The sequence below is a fragment of the Pseudomonas sp. IT-P218 genome (assembly GCF_949767605.1).
GTDB classification, from domain to species: Bacteria; Pseudomonadota; Gammaproteobacteria; order Pseudomonadales; family Pseudomonadaceae; genus Aquipseudomonas; species Aquipseudomonas putida_AE.
The window spans coordinates 37,045-53,822 of the sequence record NZ_CATKQQ010000066.1 but is presented as its reverse complement, the minus strand read 5'-3'; the positions used below and the strand labels follow the sequence as shown (position 1 = coordinate 53,822).

Below are 16,778 nucleotides of genomic sequence, written 5' to 3'. Positions count from 1 at the left end.
TCCCCATGTTGCATATCTTCTGTCCTCACTGCGGCGAGCTGCGCTCCGAAGAGGAATTCCACGCATCCGGCCAGGCGCACATTCCGCGTCCACTGGACCCGAACAGCTGCACCGACGAGGAGTGGGGCGACTACATGTTCTTCCGCGACAACCCTCGCGGCCTGCATCACGAACTGTGGGACCACGTCGCCGGTTGCCGTCAGTACTTCAACGCCACCCGTGACACCGTGACCTACGAGATTCTCGAAACCTACAAGATCGGCGCCAAGCCACAATTCACCGACAAGACCGATAGCCCGAAAGCGGCCACCACGGCTCTGGGAGAGAAGGTATGAGCCAGACCAATCGCCTGTCCAACGGCGGACGGATCGACCGCAACAAAGTCCTGACCTTCACCTTCAACGGCCAGAGCTACAAAGGCTTCGAGGGCGACTCGCTGGCCGCTGCATTGCTGGCCAACGGCGTCGACATCATCGGTCGCAGCTTCAAGTATTCCCGCCCGCGCGGCATCTATGCCGCCGGTGCCGAGGAGCCGAACGCGGTGCTGCAGATCGGCGCCACCGAAGCCACGCAAATCCCGAACGTACGCGCCACGCAACAAGCGCTGTACCAGGGCCTGGTCGCCACCAGCACCAACGGCTGGCCGAACGTCAACAACGACATGATGGGGATTCTCGGCAAGGTCGGCGGCAAGCTGATGCCACCGGGCTTCTACTACAAAACCTTCATGTACCCGCAATCGTTCTGGATGACCTACGAGAAGTACATTCGCAAGGCCGCCGGTCTTGGCCGCTCGCCGACCGAGAACGATCCGGACACCTACGACTACATGAACCAGCACTGCGACGTGCTGATCGTCGGCGCCGGCCCTGCAGGCCTGGCCGCTGCACTGGCGGCTGCGCGCAGCGGTGCCCGTGTGATCCTGGCTGACGAGCAGGAAGAGTTCGGCGGCAGCCTGCTCGACTCCCGCGAAAGCCTCGACGGCAAGCCTGCGACCGAGTGGGTCGCCAGCGTCATCGCCGAATTGAAGGACACCCCGGACGTGCTGCTGTTGCCGCGCGCCACGGTCAACGGCTACCACGACCATAACTTCCTGACCATCCACGAGCGCCTCACCGACCACCTCGGCGACCGCGCACCGATTGGCCAGGTGCGTCAGCGCATCCACCGGGTTCGTGCCAAGCGTGTGGTGCTGGCGACCGGCACTCACGAGCGTCCACTGGTCTACGGCAACAACGACGTGCCGGGCAACATGCTCGCTGGCGCTGTCTCGACTTACGTTCGCCGCTACGGCGTGGCACCGGGCAAGAAGCTGGTGCTGTCGACCAACAACGATCATGCCTACCGCGTTGCGCTGGATTGGCTCGATGCCGGTCTGCAAGTGGTGGCCGTCGCCGACGCCCGCAGCAACCCGCGTGGTGCGCTGGTGGAAGAGGCGCGCGCCAAAGGCATCCGCATCCTCACCGGTAGCGCTGTGATCGAAGCCCGTGGCAGCAAGCGCGTGACCGCTGCGCGCGTGGCGGCGATCGATGTCAAAGGACACAAGGTCACCAGCCCGGGCGAATGGCTCGAATGCGACCTGGTCGCCAGTTCCGGCGGCTACAGCCCGGTGGTCCACCTGGCTTCGCACCTGGGTGGCAAGCCGATCTGGCGCGAAGACATCCTCGGTTTTGTACCGGGTGAGGCGCCGCAGAAACGCGTATGCGTCGGTGGCATCAACGGTGTCTACGGCCTCGGCGATTCCCTGGCTGACGGTTTTGAAGGGGGCGTGCGCGCCGCCAGCGAAGCCGGCTTCGGTCCGGTCGAAGCCAAGTTGCCAAAAGCCCTGGTCCGCCAGGAAGAACCGACGCTGGCATTGTTTCAAGTGCCTTACGAGAAAGTCACTGCTCGTGCGCCGAAGCAATTCGTCGATCTGCAAAACGACGTCACCGCGGCCGGTATCGAATTGGCGACTCGCGAAGGCTTTGAGTCGGTCGAGCACGTCAAGCGCTACACCGCGCTGGGCTTTGGCACCGACCAGGGCAAGCTCGGCAACGTCAACGGCCTGGCCATCGCCGCCCGTTCGCTGAACGTGACCATCCCGCAGATGGGCACCACCATGTTCCGTCCGAACTACACGCCGGTGACTTTCGGTGCCGTGGCCGGTCGTCACTGTGGGCACATTTTCGAGCCGGTGCGTTTCACCGCACTGCATCACTGGCACCTGAAAAACGGCGCCGAGTTCGAAGACGTCGGTCAGTGGAAACGTCCGTGGTACTTCCCGAAATCCGGTGAAGACATGCATGCTGCCGTGAAGCGCGAATGCAAAGCCGTGCGCGACAGCGTCGGCCTGCTGGACGCCTCGACCCTGGGCAAGATCGACATCCAGGGCCCGGATTCACGCGAGTTCCTCAACCGCATCTACACCAACGCCTGGACCAAGCTTGACGTGGGCAAGGCGCGTTACGGCCTGATGTGCAAAGAAGACGGCATGGTGTTCGACGACGGCGTGACCGCGTGCCTCGCCGACAACCACTTCGTGATGACCACCACCACCGGCGGCGCTGCACGCGTGCTGCAATGGCTGGAAATCTACCACCAGACCGAATGGCCGGACCTGAAGGTGTACTTCACTTCCGTGACCGATCACTGGGCGACCATGACCCTGTCCGGGCCGAACAGCCGCAAGCTGCTCGCTGAAGTCACCGACATCGACCTGAGCAACGAAGCCTTCCCGTTCATGACCTGGAAAGAGGGCCTGGTGGGCGGTGTGCCGGCGCGGGTGTTCCGGATTTCGTTTACCGGTGAGCTGTCGTACGAAGTCAACGTGCAAGCCGACTACGCCATGGGCGTGCTGGAAAAAATCGTCGACGCCGGCAAGAAGTACAACCTGACGCCGTATGGCACCGAAACCATGCACGTACTGCGGGCCGAGAAGGGTTTCATCATCGTCGGCCAGGACACCGACGGCTCGATGACCCCGGACGACTTGAACATGGGCTGGTGCGTCGGTCGCACCAAACCGTTCTCGTGGATCGGCCAGCGTGGGATGAATCGCGAAGACTGCGTGCGTGACCAGCGCAAGCAGCTGGTGGGCCTGAAGCCGATCGATCCGAACAAATGGCTGCCGGAAGGCGCGCAATTGGTGTTCAACACCAAGCAGGCGATCCCGATGACCATGGTCGGCCACGTGACCTCCAGCTACGCGCACAACTCCCTGGGCTATTCGTTTGCCATGGGCGTGGTCAAGGGCGGCCTGAACCGCATGGGTGAGCGTGTGTTCGCGCCACTGGCGGACGGCAGCGTGATCGAGGCGGAAATCGTTTCTTCGGTGTTCTTCGATCCTAAGGGCGAACGCCAGAACGTTTAACGACCTCGAGATCTGTGGGCGGGCTGCCAATCGCCAGCAGGGCTAGCTCCCACAGTTGAATGTGGGAGCTAGCCCTGCTGGCGATGACGGCAGTGCAGCCACCACAAGAACCAACAGAATTCAGGAAAGGTGCTTTATGACCGCAGCCAATGTTTACCAACAACGCCCAACCACCGGGGCCAAGGCCGAGTCGTCGCTGCATCACGCCGACCTGCCAAGCCTGGTGGGCAAGGGTCGCAAGAGCGCCGGCGTGACCGTGCGCGAGAAAAAGCTCCTCGGCCACCTGACCATCCGTGGCGACGGCCACGATGCCGCGTTCGCCGCCGGCGTGCAGAAGGCGCTCGGGATCGAACTGCCAGGTGCGCTGACCGTCACCGTCAAAGGTGAAACCAGCCTGCAATGGATGGGGCCGGATGAATGGCTGCTGATCGTGCCGACCGGCGAAGAATTCGCCGCCGAGCAAAAGCTGCGTGAAGCGCTGGGCGACCTGCATATCCAGATCGTCAACGTCAGCGGTGGCCAGCAGATCCTCGAACTGAGCGGCCCGAACGTGCGCCAGGTGCTGATGAAGTCCACCAGCTACGACGTGCACCCCAACAACTTTCCGGTGGGCAAGGCGGTCGGCACGGTGTTCGCCAAGTCGCAACTGGTGATCCGTCACACCGCCGAAGACACCTGGGAACTGCTGATCCGCCGCAGCTTCTCGGATTACTGGTGGTTGTGGTTGCAGGATGCTTCTGCCGAATATGGCCTTAGCGTTCAGGCTTGACCATCGATCACCTGTAGGAGCGAGCTTGCTCGCGAAGGACCAGAGGGCGACGCATTGCATCAGGATGCACGCGTTATCGTTGACGTCCATCGCGAGCAAGCTCGCTCCTACAGGCAGGTTTACCGATTTCTCAGGAGTCACCGCACTATGAGCCGCGCCCCAGACACATGGATTCTGACCGCCGACTGCCCCAGCGTGCTCGGCACCGTGGACGCGGTGACGCGCTTTCTGTTCGAGCAGGGCTGCTACGTCACCGAGCACCATTCCTTCGACGACCGGCTCTCGGGCCGCTTCTTCATTCGCGTGGAATTCCGTCAGCCCGATGGCTTCGACGAGCAGTCCTTCCGCGCAGGCTTGGCCGAACGTGGTGAATCCTTCGGCATGATCTTCGAACTGACCCCGCCGCATTACCGGCCGAAAGTGGTGATCATGGTCTCCAAGGCCGATCACTGTCTCAACGACTTGCTCTACCGCCAGCGCATCGGCCAGCTATCGATGGACGTGGCCGCCGTGGTCTCCAACCATCCCGATCTCAAGCCGCTGGCCGACTGGCACCAGATTCCGTACTACCATTTCCCCCTGGACCCGAATGACAAGCCGTCTCAGGAGCGTCAGGTGTTGCAGGTGATCGAAGAGTGCGGTGCCGAACTGGTGATCCTTGCCCGCTACATGCAGGTGTTGTCGCCGGAGCTGTGCCGCAAGCTCGATGGCAAGGCGATCAATATCCACCACTCCCTGCTGCCCGGGTTCAAGGGTGCCAAGCCCTATCACCAGGCCTACAACAAGGGCGTGAAACTGGTCGGCGCCACGGCGCACTACATCAACAACGACCTCGACGAAGGGCCGATCATTGCCCAAGGCGTGGAGGTGGTGGATCACAGCCATTACCCGGAAGACCTGATCGCCAAGGGGCGGGATATCGAAGGGCTGACCCTGGCCCGGGCCGTCGGGTATCACATTGAGAGAAGAGTGTTTTTGAACGCGAACAGAACAGTCGTTCTCTAGATCGCCTCCCCCTGTAGGAGCTGGCTTGCCAGCGAAGGGGCCGCAACAAACAACGCAAGACACACAGGCAATAACCCGAGCAATCAACGCGCCGCCGATCCCAGGCGACGCGACCGCTACATAAAAACAACAGCGAGGTGAAAGCATGTCTGGCAATCGTGGTGTGGTGTATCTCGGCGCTGGCAAGGTCGAAGTACAGAAAATCGACTATCCGAAAATGCAGGACCCGCGCGGCAGGAAGATCAACCACGCCGTCATCCTGCGTGTGGTTTCCACCAATATCTGTGGTTCCGACCAGCACATGGTGCGCGGCCGTACCACGGCTCAAACCGGCCTGGTGCTGGGCCATGAGATCACCGGTGAAGTGATCGAGAAGGGCAGCGACGTCGAGAACCTGCAGATCGGCGACCTGGTGTCCGTACCGTTCAACGTGGCTTGCGGGCGCTGCCGTTCCTGCAAGGAAATGCACACCGGCGTGTGCCTGAGCGTCAACCCGGCCCGTCCGGGCGGTGCCTACGGTTACGTCGACATGGGCGACTGGACCGGTGGCCAGGCCGAATACGCCATGGTGCCGTACGCCGACTTCAACCTGCTGAAACTGCCGGATCGCGACCGGGCCATGGAGAAAATCCGTGACCTGACCTGCCTCTCCGACATCCTGCCGACCGGCTATCACGGTGCCGTGACCGCCGGCGTTGGCCCAGGCAGCACCGTCTACATCGCCGGTGCCGGCCCAGTGGGTCTAGCCGCCGCCGCTTCCGCTCGCCTGCTGGGCGCGGCGGTGGTCATCGTCGGTGACGTCAATACCATCCGCCTGGCCCACGCCAAGGCCCAGGGTTTCGAAATCGCCGACCTGTCTTCCGACACCCCGCTGCACGAACAGATCGCTGCGCTGCTGGGCGAACCGGAAGTGGACTGCGCCATCGACGCCGTAGGCTTCGAAGCCCGCGGTCACGGCCATGACGGCGTCAAACACGAAGCCCCGGCCACCGTGCTCAACTCCCTGATGGGCGTGGTACGCGTGGCCGGCAAGATCGGCATCCCTGGCCTCTACGTCACCGAAGATCCAGGTGCTGTGGATGCCGCCGCAAAAATGGGCAGCCTGAGCATCCGCTTCGGTCTCGGCTGGGCCAAGTCCCACAGCTTCCACACCGGCCAGACCCCGGTCATGAAGTACAACCGCCAGCTGATGCAGGCAATCATGTGGGACCGCATCAACATCGCTGAAGTGGTCGGCGTGCAGGTCATCAGCCTGGATCAGGCGCCGGAAGGTTACGGCGAGTTCGATGCGGGCGTGCCGAAGAAGTTTGTGATTGATCCGCATAAGTTGTTTAGTGCGGCGTAAGTTTTTCAGATAAAAAGGGGCGACTTAATGTCGCCCTGTTTAGTTTGTAATCAATTTATTGTGCGTCTCTTATATTTCGGTTTTCCTGATAAAGCGGTAGTTTTCCGAGTGTGCTACGGTGGGCATTAATTTCATCAGTCAGTGTGTTAATAGTATCTAGGATGGCAGGTGGAATTAAATTAACGTTTTGAGTGTTCTCCTCTATTCGTTGCAGATGGGCTGAGGCTTTATTAATTTTATGTTGCGCGCGAGCTCGATGATGCGCACTGATTTCTGAGGGCTGGTCACTGGGATACAGCGGTGGTGGGCCCAAGCTGGGTTCACTTTGGGAGTGAGGTAACGAAGTTACATTGCGCCTTGGGGAATAGGGTGGCGGGCGTTCGAAGCCAGCTAGCGACCCTTGCCTTTGCGTATAGTTTGGCAGGACAGGCGTTGTGGGAACGGCTGATGAAGCCAGCGTGACTATTGAACCCTGTGAAGCAGCTACGTTAGTCTGACCGGCTCGAGCCCTGCTTGGCGTGCGCAACCCTAGCAGGTTTTGAATACCCTTAAAGAAGTTTACATGGCCAGTCGGATCTACACGATTCACCGGATCCCCCGAGCAATACGCGTACCCATTCAATCCACCTTTCCCAAACGGACTCCAACTGTCTGGACTGTTGAACCGCATCAACACCGGGTTAAATGCCCGATAGCCATTACCCAACAAATAATGCCCGGTTAGCGGGTCCGACAGTTCGCCGTTATATCCCAGCAGAGTGAGCAAGCCGTTTTCCCGTGGACGGTGGCCATAGGATGTGTAGGCGATGGGATGAGGAAGATGTTCGTTGACGATGTTCAACACCGAGCGCTGTAGATCAGTTGCCACTAGGATTACGTTGTGTAACTGCGTAGGCATCGACTGGGCTCCAGGCATGACTAAGAAATCAGTTCTTTCAGCATCGTTCCTATTGCAGCCTTTGCCTACTGGCAGATCTGATAGGTTCTTAACCCTCAGTCCCGTATTGCGACGAGCGGGTTGAAAATGGACGCGTGCCTGAGGAACATGCCCGCTCATAGCCGGTCAAATCGGCAGCTTTGCGCCCGTGAGCCGGGCGTTTTCATGGCACAAGAGGATGTCTGGATGAAGATTACACGCGGTTTGGTACTGGCTTCCCTGATGACCTTCGTGGCCAGCCCGGTCTTCGCACAGTTCAGCCTGGGCGATGCGGCCAATGCCATTGCGGGGATGAAGGGTGGCAACGCGGCCACGGATGCCGCGCCGACTTCGGAGACTGCGGACCTGCTGGGTGCGCTCAGCCAATTGAATGTGACGCCACAACAAGCCGTCGGCGGTGCCGGGGCGATGCTCGGGCTGGCGAAGAATCAATTGAGTTCGACCGACTATTCGGAGCTGGCCAAAAGCGTACCTGGAATCGACACACTGTCGGGCGGCGGCGAACTGGGCGCGCTCGCCGGCTTGTTGGGGGCGACCGGTAAATCCGCAGGGCTGGATAACGCCCTGGGCAACGTCAAGGACACCAACGACCTGAACAACGCCTTCAGCGCCCTGGGCATGGACACCGGAATGATCGGAGTGTTTGCCCCGGTGATCCTGCAATACTTCGGTCAGCAGGGTGTCGGCGGTTCGCTGCTGCAAAGCCTGGGTGGCATTTGGGGTGCCGGCACTGGCACCGGCACCGGAATTGGCAGCTGATCAGCGACTATTGGCGCGCAAAACGTCGATACGCCGGTCCTTCTCGATCCAGAGCTGGTTGACCCAGTTCTGGACCTTCTCACGAAACAGCGGATCGTTTTCGTAATCGCCCTGCCACAACGCCGGGTCGAGCTCGCGGGTCTTGATGTCGATGATCACCCTCGGCACGTTGCCGCTGATCAAGTCCCAGAACCCCGGAATCGCCGGCTGCGGATACACCACGGTCACGTCGAGAATCGCATCCAGCTGTTCGCCCATCGCCGCCAGTACAAACGCCACGCCACCGGCCTTGGGCTTGAGCAGGTGGGTGAAGGGCGACTGCTGATGGGCGCTTTTGGCGGCGGTAAAACGGGTGCCTTCCAGATAATTGACCACGGTCACCGGTTGCCGCTTGAACAGCTCGCAGGCTTGTCGGGTGATCTCCAGATCCTTGCCGGCCAACTCCGGGTTCTTCGCCAGGAACGCCTTGCTGTAGCGCTTCATGAACGGGTAATCCAGCGCCCACCAGGCCAGGCCCAGGAACGGCACCCAGATCAGTTCTTTCTTGAGGAAGAACTTGAAGAACGGCGTGCGTCGATTCAGCGTCTGGATCAGCGCCGGGATATCGACCCAGGACTGGTGATTGCTGATCACCAGATAGGAAGTGTCGCGACGCAGATCGTCACCGCCGCGAATATCCCATTGAGTGGGGATGCACAGGCGAAAGATCAGCTTGTCGATTTCCGACCAGGTCTCGGCAATCCACATCACCACCGAGGACGCGTAATCGCGAAAACGCCCGGGCAGGACCAGTTTGAGCAAGGCGAACACCATCAAAGGTCCGATCAGGACCAGCGTGTTGAGCAACAGCAGCAATGTGACGAAACAGCCGGTGAGCAGGCGGCGCATAAATGACTCTTGGAAGCGTTAGGGCGCGCCATGATAAGCAGCTTCGGACGACAGGCCAAATCGGCGCTGACGAATGTTTCACCTCCGGACCGTTACCCTTGTGGGAACGATCAGCTCAACAACGGTCTAAAATTGCGCTGCCAACTCCTCAAGGACTCCCAGTACGTGAAATCCCTTCTTGCATTGCTTTCACTCCTCGCACTGCCGGTCATGGCCGCCGAGCCGACTCTGTACGGGCGCTACGAATACATCTCGCTGCCGGAAATCGGTGGTGAAGTGCTCAAGGCTAAAATGGACACCGGCGCACTGACCGCATCGCTTTCGGCCAAGGACATCGAGACCTTCACTCGTGATGGTGAAGACTGGGTGCGATTCCGCCTGGCGACCAAGGGTGCGAGCAACAAGGTCTACGAACACAAGGTCGCGAGGATCAGCAAGATCAAGACCCGCTCCGAAGAGGACGAGGATGACAGCGAAGTGATCGCGCCCACCAAGCGGCCGGTGGTCGATCTCGAGTTGTGCCTGGGCAATGTAAAACGCACGGTCGAGGTCAACCTGACTGACCGCAGCAGCTTCAATTATCCCTTGTTGATCGGCGCCAAGGCCTTGCGCGAGTTTGGCGCGGCGGTGAATCCGGCTCGACGGTTTACGGCGGACAAGCCCGATTGCTGATTGACGGGGTGTAAGGCTTGGGGCACCGTTCGACCACTCAACCGCCAGGCTCGGACGCCATGCCCCATATCCTGATTGTCGAAGACGAAGCGGCGATTGCCGACACCCTGATTTTCGCCTTGCAGGGCGAGGGGTTCACCACCACGTGGCTGACACTTGGCGCGGCGGCGCTTGAGCATCAGCGGCAGACCCCGGCGGACCTGATCATCCTCGACATCGGTCTGCCGGACATCAGCGGCTTCGAAACCTGCAAGGCGTTGCGACGTTTCAGCGAAGTACCGGTGATGTTTCTCAGCGCCCGCGACAGCGAAATCGACCGTGTCGTAGGCCTGGAGATTGGTGCCGACGATTACGTGGTCAAGCCGTTCAGCCCCCGTGAAGTGGCGGCGCGGGTCCGGGCGATTCTCAAGCGCATGGCACCCAAAAACCTGACTGAAATCGCGCCAACACTGTTCCGCATCGATTACGAGCGTATACAGATCAGTTATCGCGGTCAGCCACTGAGCCTGACCCGACACGAATTCCGTTTGCTGCAATGCTTGCTGGAGCAACCCGAGCGCGTGTTCAGCCGCGAGCTATTGCTCGATGCCTTGGGCGTGGCCGCCGATGCCGGCTACGAGCGCAGCATCGACAGCCACATCAAGAGCGTGCGCGCCAAGTTGCGATCGATTAAGGCCGATGCAGAGCCGATTCAGACCCATCGCGGCCTCGGATACAGCTACAGCCCGGGACACAGCTGATGCCATTGGGGTTACGGATTTTCCTGGTCTATGTGCTGTTCGTCGGCTTGACCGGCTACTTCGTGCTCAACACCGTGATGGAAGAAATTCGTCCCGGGGTGCGCCAGTCCACGGAAGAAACCCTGGTCGACACCGCCAACCTGATGGCGGAAATCCTGCGCGATGACTTCAAGGCCGGCACCCTCAACCAGAGCCGCTGGCCGGAACTGCTCAAGGCCTACGGCGAGCGGCAACCGGCGGCGAACATCTGGGGTTTGCCAAAAAACCAGGTCAACCACCGCATCTACGTCACTGACGCCAACGGCATCGTGGTACTGGATTCCAGCGGCACAGCGGTCGGTCAGGATTACTCGCGCTGGAACGACGTTTACCTGACCCTGCGCGGCGAATATGGCGCCCGCTCGACCCGCAGTGACCCCAATGATGCGAGCTCGTCGGTGATGCACGTCGGCGCGCCGATTCGCGATAACGGCCGGATCATCGGCGTGGTCACTGTGGCAAAGCCCAACAGCTCGTTGCAGCCTTATGTGGATCGCACCGAGCGACGATTGCTGGGTTATGGCGCAGGCCTGATCGGCCTCGGCCTGCTGTTCGGTGCGCTGTTGTCCTGGTGGTTGAGTCGGTCGCTGCGGCGCTTGACCGCTTATGCGCAAGCAGTGAGCGAAGGCCGGCGGATCGAGGTGCCGCACTATCGCGGTGGCGAGCTGGAGCAATTGGCGACGGCCGTAGAACAGATGCGCACGCAGCTCGAGGGCCGGGCCTACGTCGAGCGTTACGTGCACACATTGACCCACGAATTGAAGAGCCCGCTGGCGGCGATTCGCGGCGCGGCTGAACTGCTGCAGGGCGAGATGCCATTGGCTCAACGGCAGCGTTTTGTCGGCAACATCGACAGTGAAAGTACGCGCATGCAACAGTTGATCGAGCGGCTGTTGAACCTGGCGCAAGTTGAACAGCGTCAGGGGCTTGAGGCGCGTGTCGAGGTGCCACTGGCGGCGTTGGTGGTCGAACTGATTGATGCCCAGTCTGCGCGGATCGAAGGCAGGCAGTTGCGCGTGTCACAGATGATTGCGGCGGACCTGATGCTAAGGGGGGAGCCGTTTTTGTTGCGGCAGGCGCTGGGCAACCTGCTGGAAAATGCGCTGGATTTCACCCCTGCTCAGGGCGTGATGCGATTCACCGCCGAGCGAATGGGCGAGCAGATCGAATTCAAGCTCTTCAACCAGGGCGAAGCGATTCCGGACTATGCATTGCCGCGCCTGAACGAGCGTTTCTACTCGCTGCCACGACCGGATACCGGGCGAAAAAGCACCGGGCTTGGGCTGAATTTCGTGGAAGAAGTGGTGAAGTTGCATGGTGGGGTGATGAGCATCGGCAACGTTGAGGGTGGCGTTGAAGTCAGTTTGCTCCTGCCTTTAGACCAAGTCGCAGTCTCCACATAATCTCCACATTCCCCCCATAAAGCCCCCACACAGCCCGTCCAGACTCTGCCTTATCAAAACAGGGAGAGTCCCATGAACCGAAGCCTGACCTTGAAACTCGGGGCGATTGCCCTGCTGATTGTGTTATTGCTGATCCCGTTGCTGATGATCAACGGCGTCATCCAGGACCGCCAGCAACTGCGCGACGGCGTGCTTGAAGACATCGCCCGCAGCGCCAGTTACAGCCAGCAATTGAGCGGGCCGTTGTTGGTGGTGCCCTATCGCAAAGTCGTGCGCACCTGGAAGACCCACGAAAAAACCAACGATCGCTATCAGGACATTGATGAAGAGCGCGGTCGTTTGTACTTCCTCCCGGAGCGCTTCGAACTCGACGGCCAGGTCCAGACCGAACTGCGTTCCCGAGGCATTTACCAGGCGCGGCTGTTCCATGCCGACAACCGCATCAGCGGCCATTTTTCACTGCCGGCGCAGCTGGGTATCCAGGAAGATTTCGCTGATTACCAGTTCGATCGGCCATTCCTGGCGGTCGGCATCAGCGACATTCGCGGCATCGAGAATGCCTTGAAACTCGAGCTCAACGGCCAGCGTCTGGACTTCGTTCCGGGTAGTCAGGTCGGCTGGCTGGGGGAGGGCGTCCATGTGATGTTGCCGGCGTTGGACGCGAGGCAAAACACAGAGCTGGCCTTCGGTTTCGACCTGAAGCTGCAAGGCACCGGCCAGTTTCAGGTCCTGCCGGTGGGCAAGACCAGCAAGGTCTCGCTGAGCGCCAACTGGCCGCATCCCAGTTTCATCGGCAACTACCTGCCAGCCCAGCGCGAAATCACCGATCAAGGCTTCACCGCCAATTGGCAGACTTCGTTTTTTTCCACCAATCTGCAAGAGATCCTCAACAGCTGCGTGCCCCGTGGTGCTTGCGAGGCGTTGTCCGGTCGCAGCTTTGGCGCGAGCTTCGTCGACCCGGTGGACCAATACCTGAAAAGCGACCGCGCGATCAAATACGCACTGTTGTTCATCGTCCTGACGTTCGCCGGTTTCTTCCTTTTTGAAGTGCTTAAAAGCCTGGCGGTGCACCCGGTGCAATACGCTTTGGTGGGCGTGGCGCTAGCGTTCTTTTATCTGCTTTTGTTGTCGCTGTCCGAACACATTGGCTTTGCCTTGGCGTATCTATTGTCGGCCAGCGGATGTGTATTGTTGATTGGTTTTTATGTCTGCCACGTGCTGCGCAGCGTGCGTCACGGCTTGAGTTTTTCGGTGGGGCTGGCGGCTTTGTACGGCCTGCTTTATGGCTTGTTGAGTGCCGAGGATTACGCGCTGTTGATGGGGTCGTTGTTGCTGTTCGGCTTGCTCGGGGTGTTCATGGTGCTGACCCGCAAACTGGATTGGTATGGGGTCGGACAGAAAGCGGCCAAGCCGTTAGCGTTCGATATTGGAGCGATGGAATGAGTCGGTCGCTGGGGTTGCGGGAAGATCAGCGGGAAGGGGAGGTGCTGGCGACGCTGATTTTCGGGTTGTTTCCGGTTGATCCGGTGTGGTGCGTTCGACTTGCTCGTGGAAAGCCCGGTCCGGTCGGCGAAAAACCAGACTTTGTAACGGATCAACGCCGCTGCGTCCATGATCCCGTCGGACAGGGCGACGTCTCGGTTGGAGGGCACACTCCTTTTTAAATAAATCTGTGCCCTTTTTTCCCTTTTTACTTGTTCAGGTGGTTCTTATATTCAGGTTGGCGGCGTTGGTGGGGCTGCCAATTCCAGGGATTCTAGCGCGAGGAATGAACTGCTGGATCGTGGGGGGATCGGCAGGAGAGCTTCTCAGAGGACCCATTTCAAAATCTCCCCTGGTAACGGTATTAGGTGTCGATGCCAGTCGAGGAGTCCTGGATGGACGGAATCGGTACATCCCTCCTAATCCAGCGCCTAAAAGAAGACCTGACCCAATTAGAAGTGCGGTGTTTGCCGTTTCATCGTCAGCCTCTACCATAAACCCGGCGGCGCCTACTACCGCCGCAGCGGTTGATGCCATGAGCTTGAGCGTTGCAGCCGGATGGGCAGGTGTCACAAACGTGACCATTTTCCTGATCATCGACAAAAATGAATGTCCAGTCGGGTCGCACCGGCCTATCGGGTTACCCTCGCAATACGAGTAGGCATTCACTCCTCCTTCTTCAAATGGACTCGAACTGTCCGGTTTGTTAAACCGCATCAACACCGTATTGAACAGCCGATACCCATTGCCCAAATGATAGTGCCCGGTCAGCGGGTCAGGACGTTCGCCGTTGAACCCGAGCAAACTGAGCAAGCCGTTTTTTGCCGGCCGATGGCCGTAGGGTGAGTAGGCGATGGGGTGAGGCCTATTCGCGTCGAGGGCATTTAGGACCGAGCGCTGTTGATCGGTCGCGAGCAGGACTGTTTTACTGGAATGTATAGGCATTGACCGAGCTCCAGGTACGGTTCATAAAGTCGGACCTTAAGCATCGGATTTTTTTCATTTTTTGCCTACTAGCAGAACTGATAGGGTCGTTGCGCAGCATCAAACGTCACTTCAACCAGCGAAGTGCTAAACCTTGGGCATCGTCGCCAGCATCGAAGGCCGCTGACTCACCTCGGAATACCACGCCGCCAACTGCGGATTCGCTTCACGCCACTCCAGGTCGGGATGGCGCAGATCCACATAACCCAACGCACACGCCACGCTGATCGCCGCTACGTCGAAATGGCTGGTCAGTTCGGCAATCGCATCCTTCTCCAGCAAAGCTAAAGTACGGCGAATTTTGTCGCGCTGGCCGTCGAGCCATTGGTCCCAGTGTTTTTCCGGGGCGCGCAGGGCGACTTCGTAGCGTACGAGTACCGCGGCGTCCATGATCCCGTCGGCCATGGAGGCGAGGGTCAGGCGCCGCCAGCGGGCCGAGCCTTCGCGGGGGATCAGCGGGTTGCCGACGTGCTGGTGGTCCAGGTAATCGAGGATCACCCGGCTGTCGTGGATGACGCTGCCGTCGGCCAGGCGCAGGGCGGGGATCTTGCTCAGGGGGTTGTCGTCGATCAGGGTCTGGTCCGGGTCGACCGGCGTGAGTACGCAGTTCTGCAGGGCAACGCGGTCCTGTTGACCGGTTTCGTGCAGGAGCACCATGACTTTGCGCACGAAGGGGGAGAGGGGGTTGTAGTAGAGGGTCATGCTCGGGGTGGACATGGCGACGTCTCGGTCAGAGGAGGTGTCGGGCAGCATAGCGCGTTGATGCGTGGGTTCAAGATGAGCCATGTGGGAGCGGGCTTGCTCGCGAAGGCGTCGTGTCAGTCAACAATTAATCAGATGACATATCGCATTCGCGAGCAAGCCCGCTCCCACAGGTTTTGCGTTTTAGCTGGCTGGTTGCAGCGTCTGCCCGGCTTCAGGGCCCGGAGCTGCCTGCTGAGGCTTGAGTTCCCGGGCAACGGTCCAGACGATGAACGCCGCGACGATGTCGAAAATCGCCAGGGTCACGAACAGCGGGCTGTAGCCGATCTTGGTCACCATCACGCCGAACACCAGAGTGAAAGCGGCCGCGCCGAGGTAGCCGAACATGCCGCCCATGCCTGTGGCCGTGGCCACTTCGTTTTTGCCGAACGAGTCAGAGGTGATCGCGTACAACGCACCTGACAAGGTCTGGTGGGCGAAACCGCCGATGCACAGCAGCGCAATCGCCGTGTACGGGCTGGCGACCAGGCCGATGCATGCCGGGCCGATCATGCACGAGGCACCGAACAGCAGGACCATTTTGCGCGAGGTGAACAGCGACACTTTGCAGTGCTTGTGGAAGAACGGGCTCAGGTAGCCACCGAGCACGCAGCCCAGGTCAGCGGCGAGGAACGGCAGCCAGGCGAACATCGCGATCTCTTTGATGTTCATGTGCCGTTCGGTCATCAGGTACAGCGGAATCCAGGCATTGAAAGTCTGCCAGGCCGGCTCGGAAAGGATCCGCGCGCTGGCGATGGCGTAGAAGTTTCGGCTGCCGATGATTTTCTTCCAGCTGCCCTTTTTCGTCGCCGGTTCCTTGAAGTGGTCTTCCTGGCCGCTGAGGATGTAGGCGCGCTCTTCATCGCCCAGGCGTTTCTGGTCCCGGGGATGTTTGTAGAGGAGCACCCACAGCAAGCTCCAGAGTACGCCCAGGCCCCCGACGATCAGGAACGCCAGTTCCCAGCCACTGTGCAGGATCGCCCAGACCACCAAGGGCGGCGCCAGCAGTGCGCCGATCGATGAACCGATGTTGAACCAGCCAATGGCTACCGAACGCTCCTTGGCCGGAAACCATTCGGTGGTGGCTTTCACGGCCGCCGGCAAGCCTGCCGCTTCCGTCAGCCCGAGCAGGCCACGAACGAATGCCAGGCCCTGCCAGCCACTCGCCAGTGCTGCCAGCGCGCAGGCAATCGACCAGGCGAAGGCAAAAATCGCGAAGCCCATTTTGGTGCCGATGGCATCGATGATGTAGCCGGCTACCGGTTGCATCAGCGCATAGCAGACCTGCCAGGCGACCACGATGTGTGAGTACTGCTCGGTGGTAATGTTCATTTCGCTCATCAGGGTCGGGGCGGCCACTGACAGGGTATTGCGAGCGAGGTAGTTGACGATCAGACCGGCAGTTACCAGACCGACCATCCACCAGCGGATGCCTTTGACTTTCATCACATCACCGTCATTTTTCTTGGATTTATTGTGGGTGTCGCATTTGTTGTAGGTTGTCGTACAACATGCGCCTTTATAGAAGCGCAAGGGTGAATGTGTCAACAAATATGTCAGGGATTTAGCGGGGAGAGGCGACGGGCGGGGGGGCATTGTCGTCGTATGACTTGTAGGAACGAGCTTGCTCGCGATGACCTTCAATATGACGCTGGAAGTCTGGCT

13 protein-coding genes and 2 pseudogenes are annotated in these 16,778 nt (G+C 59.9%); 10 read left to right on the top strand and 5 right to left on the bottom strand.

Features of this window, described 5'->3' with window-relative positions; all coding sequences use genetic code 11:
- Positions 1-5 precede the first annotated feature (5 nt).
- From ACM6I6_RS24715 to fdhA, 5 genes are all read left to right on the top strand, one after another.
- The gene (locus ACM6I6_RS24715; protein WP_274075562.1) at positions 6-335 is read left to right on the top strand and encodes a sarcosine oxidase subunit delta; all 330 of its coding nucleotides are present in this window, start codon (positions 6-8) and stop codon (positions 333-335) included.
- Entirely contained in the window at positions 332-3,349 is a 3,018-nt protein-coding gene (locus ACM6I6_RS24710; protein ID WP_274075561.1) for a sarcosine oxidase subunit alpha, read from the top strand. The genes ACM6I6_RS24715 and ACM6I6_RS24710 overlap by 4 nt, the downstream gene beginning before the upstream one ends.
- A gap of 136 nt (positions 3,350-3,485) precedes the next feature.
- Complete coding sequence (locus ACM6I6_RS24705) at positions 3,486-4,118, top strand: sarcosine oxidase subunit gamma (protein WP_323606583.1); 633 nt, start codon at positions 3,486-3,488, stop codon at positions 4,116-4,118.
- 147 nt (positions 4,119-4,265) lie between these two features.
- Positions 4,266-5,123 carry a formyltetrahydrofolate deformylase gene (gene purU / locus ACM6I6_RS24700; RefSeq protein WP_046818241.1) on the top strand — a complete coding sequence of 286 codons (858 nt, stop codon included), beginning with the start codon at positions 4,266-4,268 and terminating at the stop codon, positions 5,121-5,123.
- 145 nt (positions 5,124-5,268) lie between these two features.
- A complete protein-coding gene (gene fdhA, locus ACM6I6_RS24695; protein ID WP_046818240.1) occupies positions 5,269-6,468 on the top strand; it encodes a formaldehyde dehydrogenase, glutathione-independent in 1,200 nt (399 codons plus the stop codon).
- Between the two features lie 511 nt (positions 6,469-6,979).
- Here fdhA and ACM6I6_RS24690 read toward each other — a convergent pair.
- Positions 6,980-7,339, bottom strand: a pseudogene (locus ACM6I6_RS24690) (RHS repeat-associated core domain-containing protein); the annotation flags it as partial.
- Positions 7,340-7,591: 252 nt separating this feature from the next.
- Here ACM6I6_RS24690 and ACM6I6_RS24685 point away from each other — a divergent pair.
- The gene (locus ACM6I6_RS24685) at positions 7,592-8,164 is read left to right on the top strand and encodes a DUF2780 domain-containing protein (protein WP_414920848.1); all 573 of its coding nucleotides are present in this window, start codon (positions 7,592-7,594) and stop codon (positions 8,162-8,164) included.
- On the opposite strand, the gene ACM6I6_RS24680 is transcribed toward ACM6I6_RS24685, so the two are convergent.
- Positions 8,165-9,052 carry an acyltransferase gene (locus tag ACM6I6_RS24680; RefSeq protein ID WP_414920847.1) on the bottom strand — a complete coding sequence of 296 codons (888 nt, stop codon included), beginning with the start codon at positions 9,050-9,052 and terminating at the stop codon, positions 8,165-8,167.
- Positions 9,053-9,217: 165 nt separating this feature from the next.
- Here ACM6I6_RS24680 and ACM6I6_RS24675 point away from each other — a divergent pair, with 165 nt between their 5' ends.
- From ACM6I6_RS24675 to creD, 4 genes are all read left to right on the top strand, one after another.
- Entirely contained in the window at positions 9,218-9,724 is a 507-nt protein-coding gene (locus tag ACM6I6_RS24675) for an ATP-dependent zinc protease (protein WP_414920846.1), read from the top strand.
- A gap of 59 nt (positions 9,725-9,783) precedes the next feature.
- Positions 9,784-10,464 carry a two-component system response regulator CreB gene (gene creB, locus ACM6I6_RS24670; protein WP_323626444.1) on the top strand — a complete coding sequence of 227 codons (681 nt, stop codon included), beginning with the start codon at positions 9,784-9,786 and terminating at the stop codon, positions 10,462-10,464.
- On the top strand, positions 10,464-11,906 hold the full coding sequence (gene creC / locus ACM6I6_RS24665; protein ID WP_406591161.1) for a two-component system sensor histidine kinase CreC: 1,443 nt from the start codon (positions 10,464-10,466) through the stop codon (positions 11,904-11,906). Before creB ends, creC begins: the two co-directional genes overlap by 1 nt.
- A 72-nt stretch (positions 11,907-11,978) precedes the next feature.
- Positions 11,979-13,349, top strand: a complete 1,371-nt coding sequence (gene creD, locus ACM6I6_RS24660) for a cell envelope integrity protein CreD (protein WP_414920845.1) — start codon at positions 11,979-11,981, stop codon at positions 13,347-13,349.
- A gap of 638 nt (positions 13,350-13,987) precedes the next feature.
- On the opposite strand, the pseudogene ACM6I6_RS24655 reads toward creD, so the two are convergent.
- The 3 genes and pseudogenes from ACM6I6_RS24655 to ACM6I6_RS24645 form a co-directional block, all read right to left on the bottom strand.
- Positions 13,988-14,312: pseudogene (locus ACM6I6_RS24655) on the bottom strand (RHS repeat-associated core domain-containing protein); the annotation flags it as partial.
- Between the two features lie 147 nt (positions 14,313-14,459).
- Entirely contained in the window at positions 14,460-15,089 is a 630-nt protein-coding gene (locus ACM6I6_RS24650; protein ID WP_414920844.1) for a glutathione S-transferase, read from the bottom strand.
- Positions 15,090-15,257: 168 nt separating this feature from the next.
- On the bottom strand, positions 15,258-16,559 hold the full coding sequence (locus ACM6I6_RS24645) for an MFS transporter (protein ID WP_323626440.1): 1,302 nt from the start codon (positions 16,557-16,559) through the stop codon (positions 15,258-15,260).
- Between the last annotated feature and the right edge of the window lie 219 nt (positions 16,560-16,778).

Coding starts and splice junctions, on each gene's coding strand:
- ACM6I6_RS24715 (WP_274075562.1), top strand. CDS start 6: ATGTTGCATATCTTCTGTCCTCACTGCGGCGAGCTGCGCTCCGAAGAG.
- ACM6I6_RS24710 (WP_274075561.1), top strand. CDS start 332: ATGAGCCAGACCAATCGCCTGTCCAACGGCGGACGGATCGACCGCAAC.
- ACM6I6_RS24705 (WP_323606583.1), top strand. CDS start 3,486: ATGACCGCAGCCAATGTTTACCAACAACGCCCAACCACCGGGGCCAAG.
- purU (WP_046818241.1), top strand. CDS start 4,266: ATGAGCCGCGCCCCAGACACATGGATTCTGACCGCCGACTGCCCCAGC.
- fdhA (WP_046818240.1), top strand. CDS start 5,269: ATGTCTGGCAATCGTGGTGTGGTGTATCTCGGCGCTGGCAAGGTCGAA.
- ACM6I6_RS24685 (WP_414920848.1), top strand. CDS start 7,592: ATGAAGATTACACGCGGTTTGGTACTGGCTTCCCTGATGACCTTCGTG.
- ACM6I6_RS24680 (WP_414920847.1), bottom strand. CDS start 9,052: ATGCGCCGCCTGCTCACCGGCTGTTTCGTCACATTGCTGCTGTTGCTC.
- creB (WP_323626444.1), top strand. CDS start 9,784: ATGCCCCATATCCTGATTGTCGAAGACGAAGCGGCGATTGCCGACACC.
- creC (WP_406591161.1), top strand. CDS start 10,464: ATGCCATTGGGGTTACGGATTTTCCTGGTCTATGTGCTGTTCGTCGGC.
- creD (WP_414920845.1), top strand. CDS start 11,979: ATGAACCGAAGCCTGACCTTGAAACTCGGGGCGATTGCCCTGCTGATT.
- ACM6I6_RS24650 (WP_414920844.1), bottom strand. CDS start 15,089: ATGTCCACCCCGAGCATGACCCTCTACTACAACCCCCTCTCCCCCTTC.
- ACM6I6_RS24645 (WP_323626440.1), bottom strand. CDS start 16,559: ATGAAAGTCAAAGGCATCCGCTGGTGGATGGTCGGTCTGGTAACTGCC.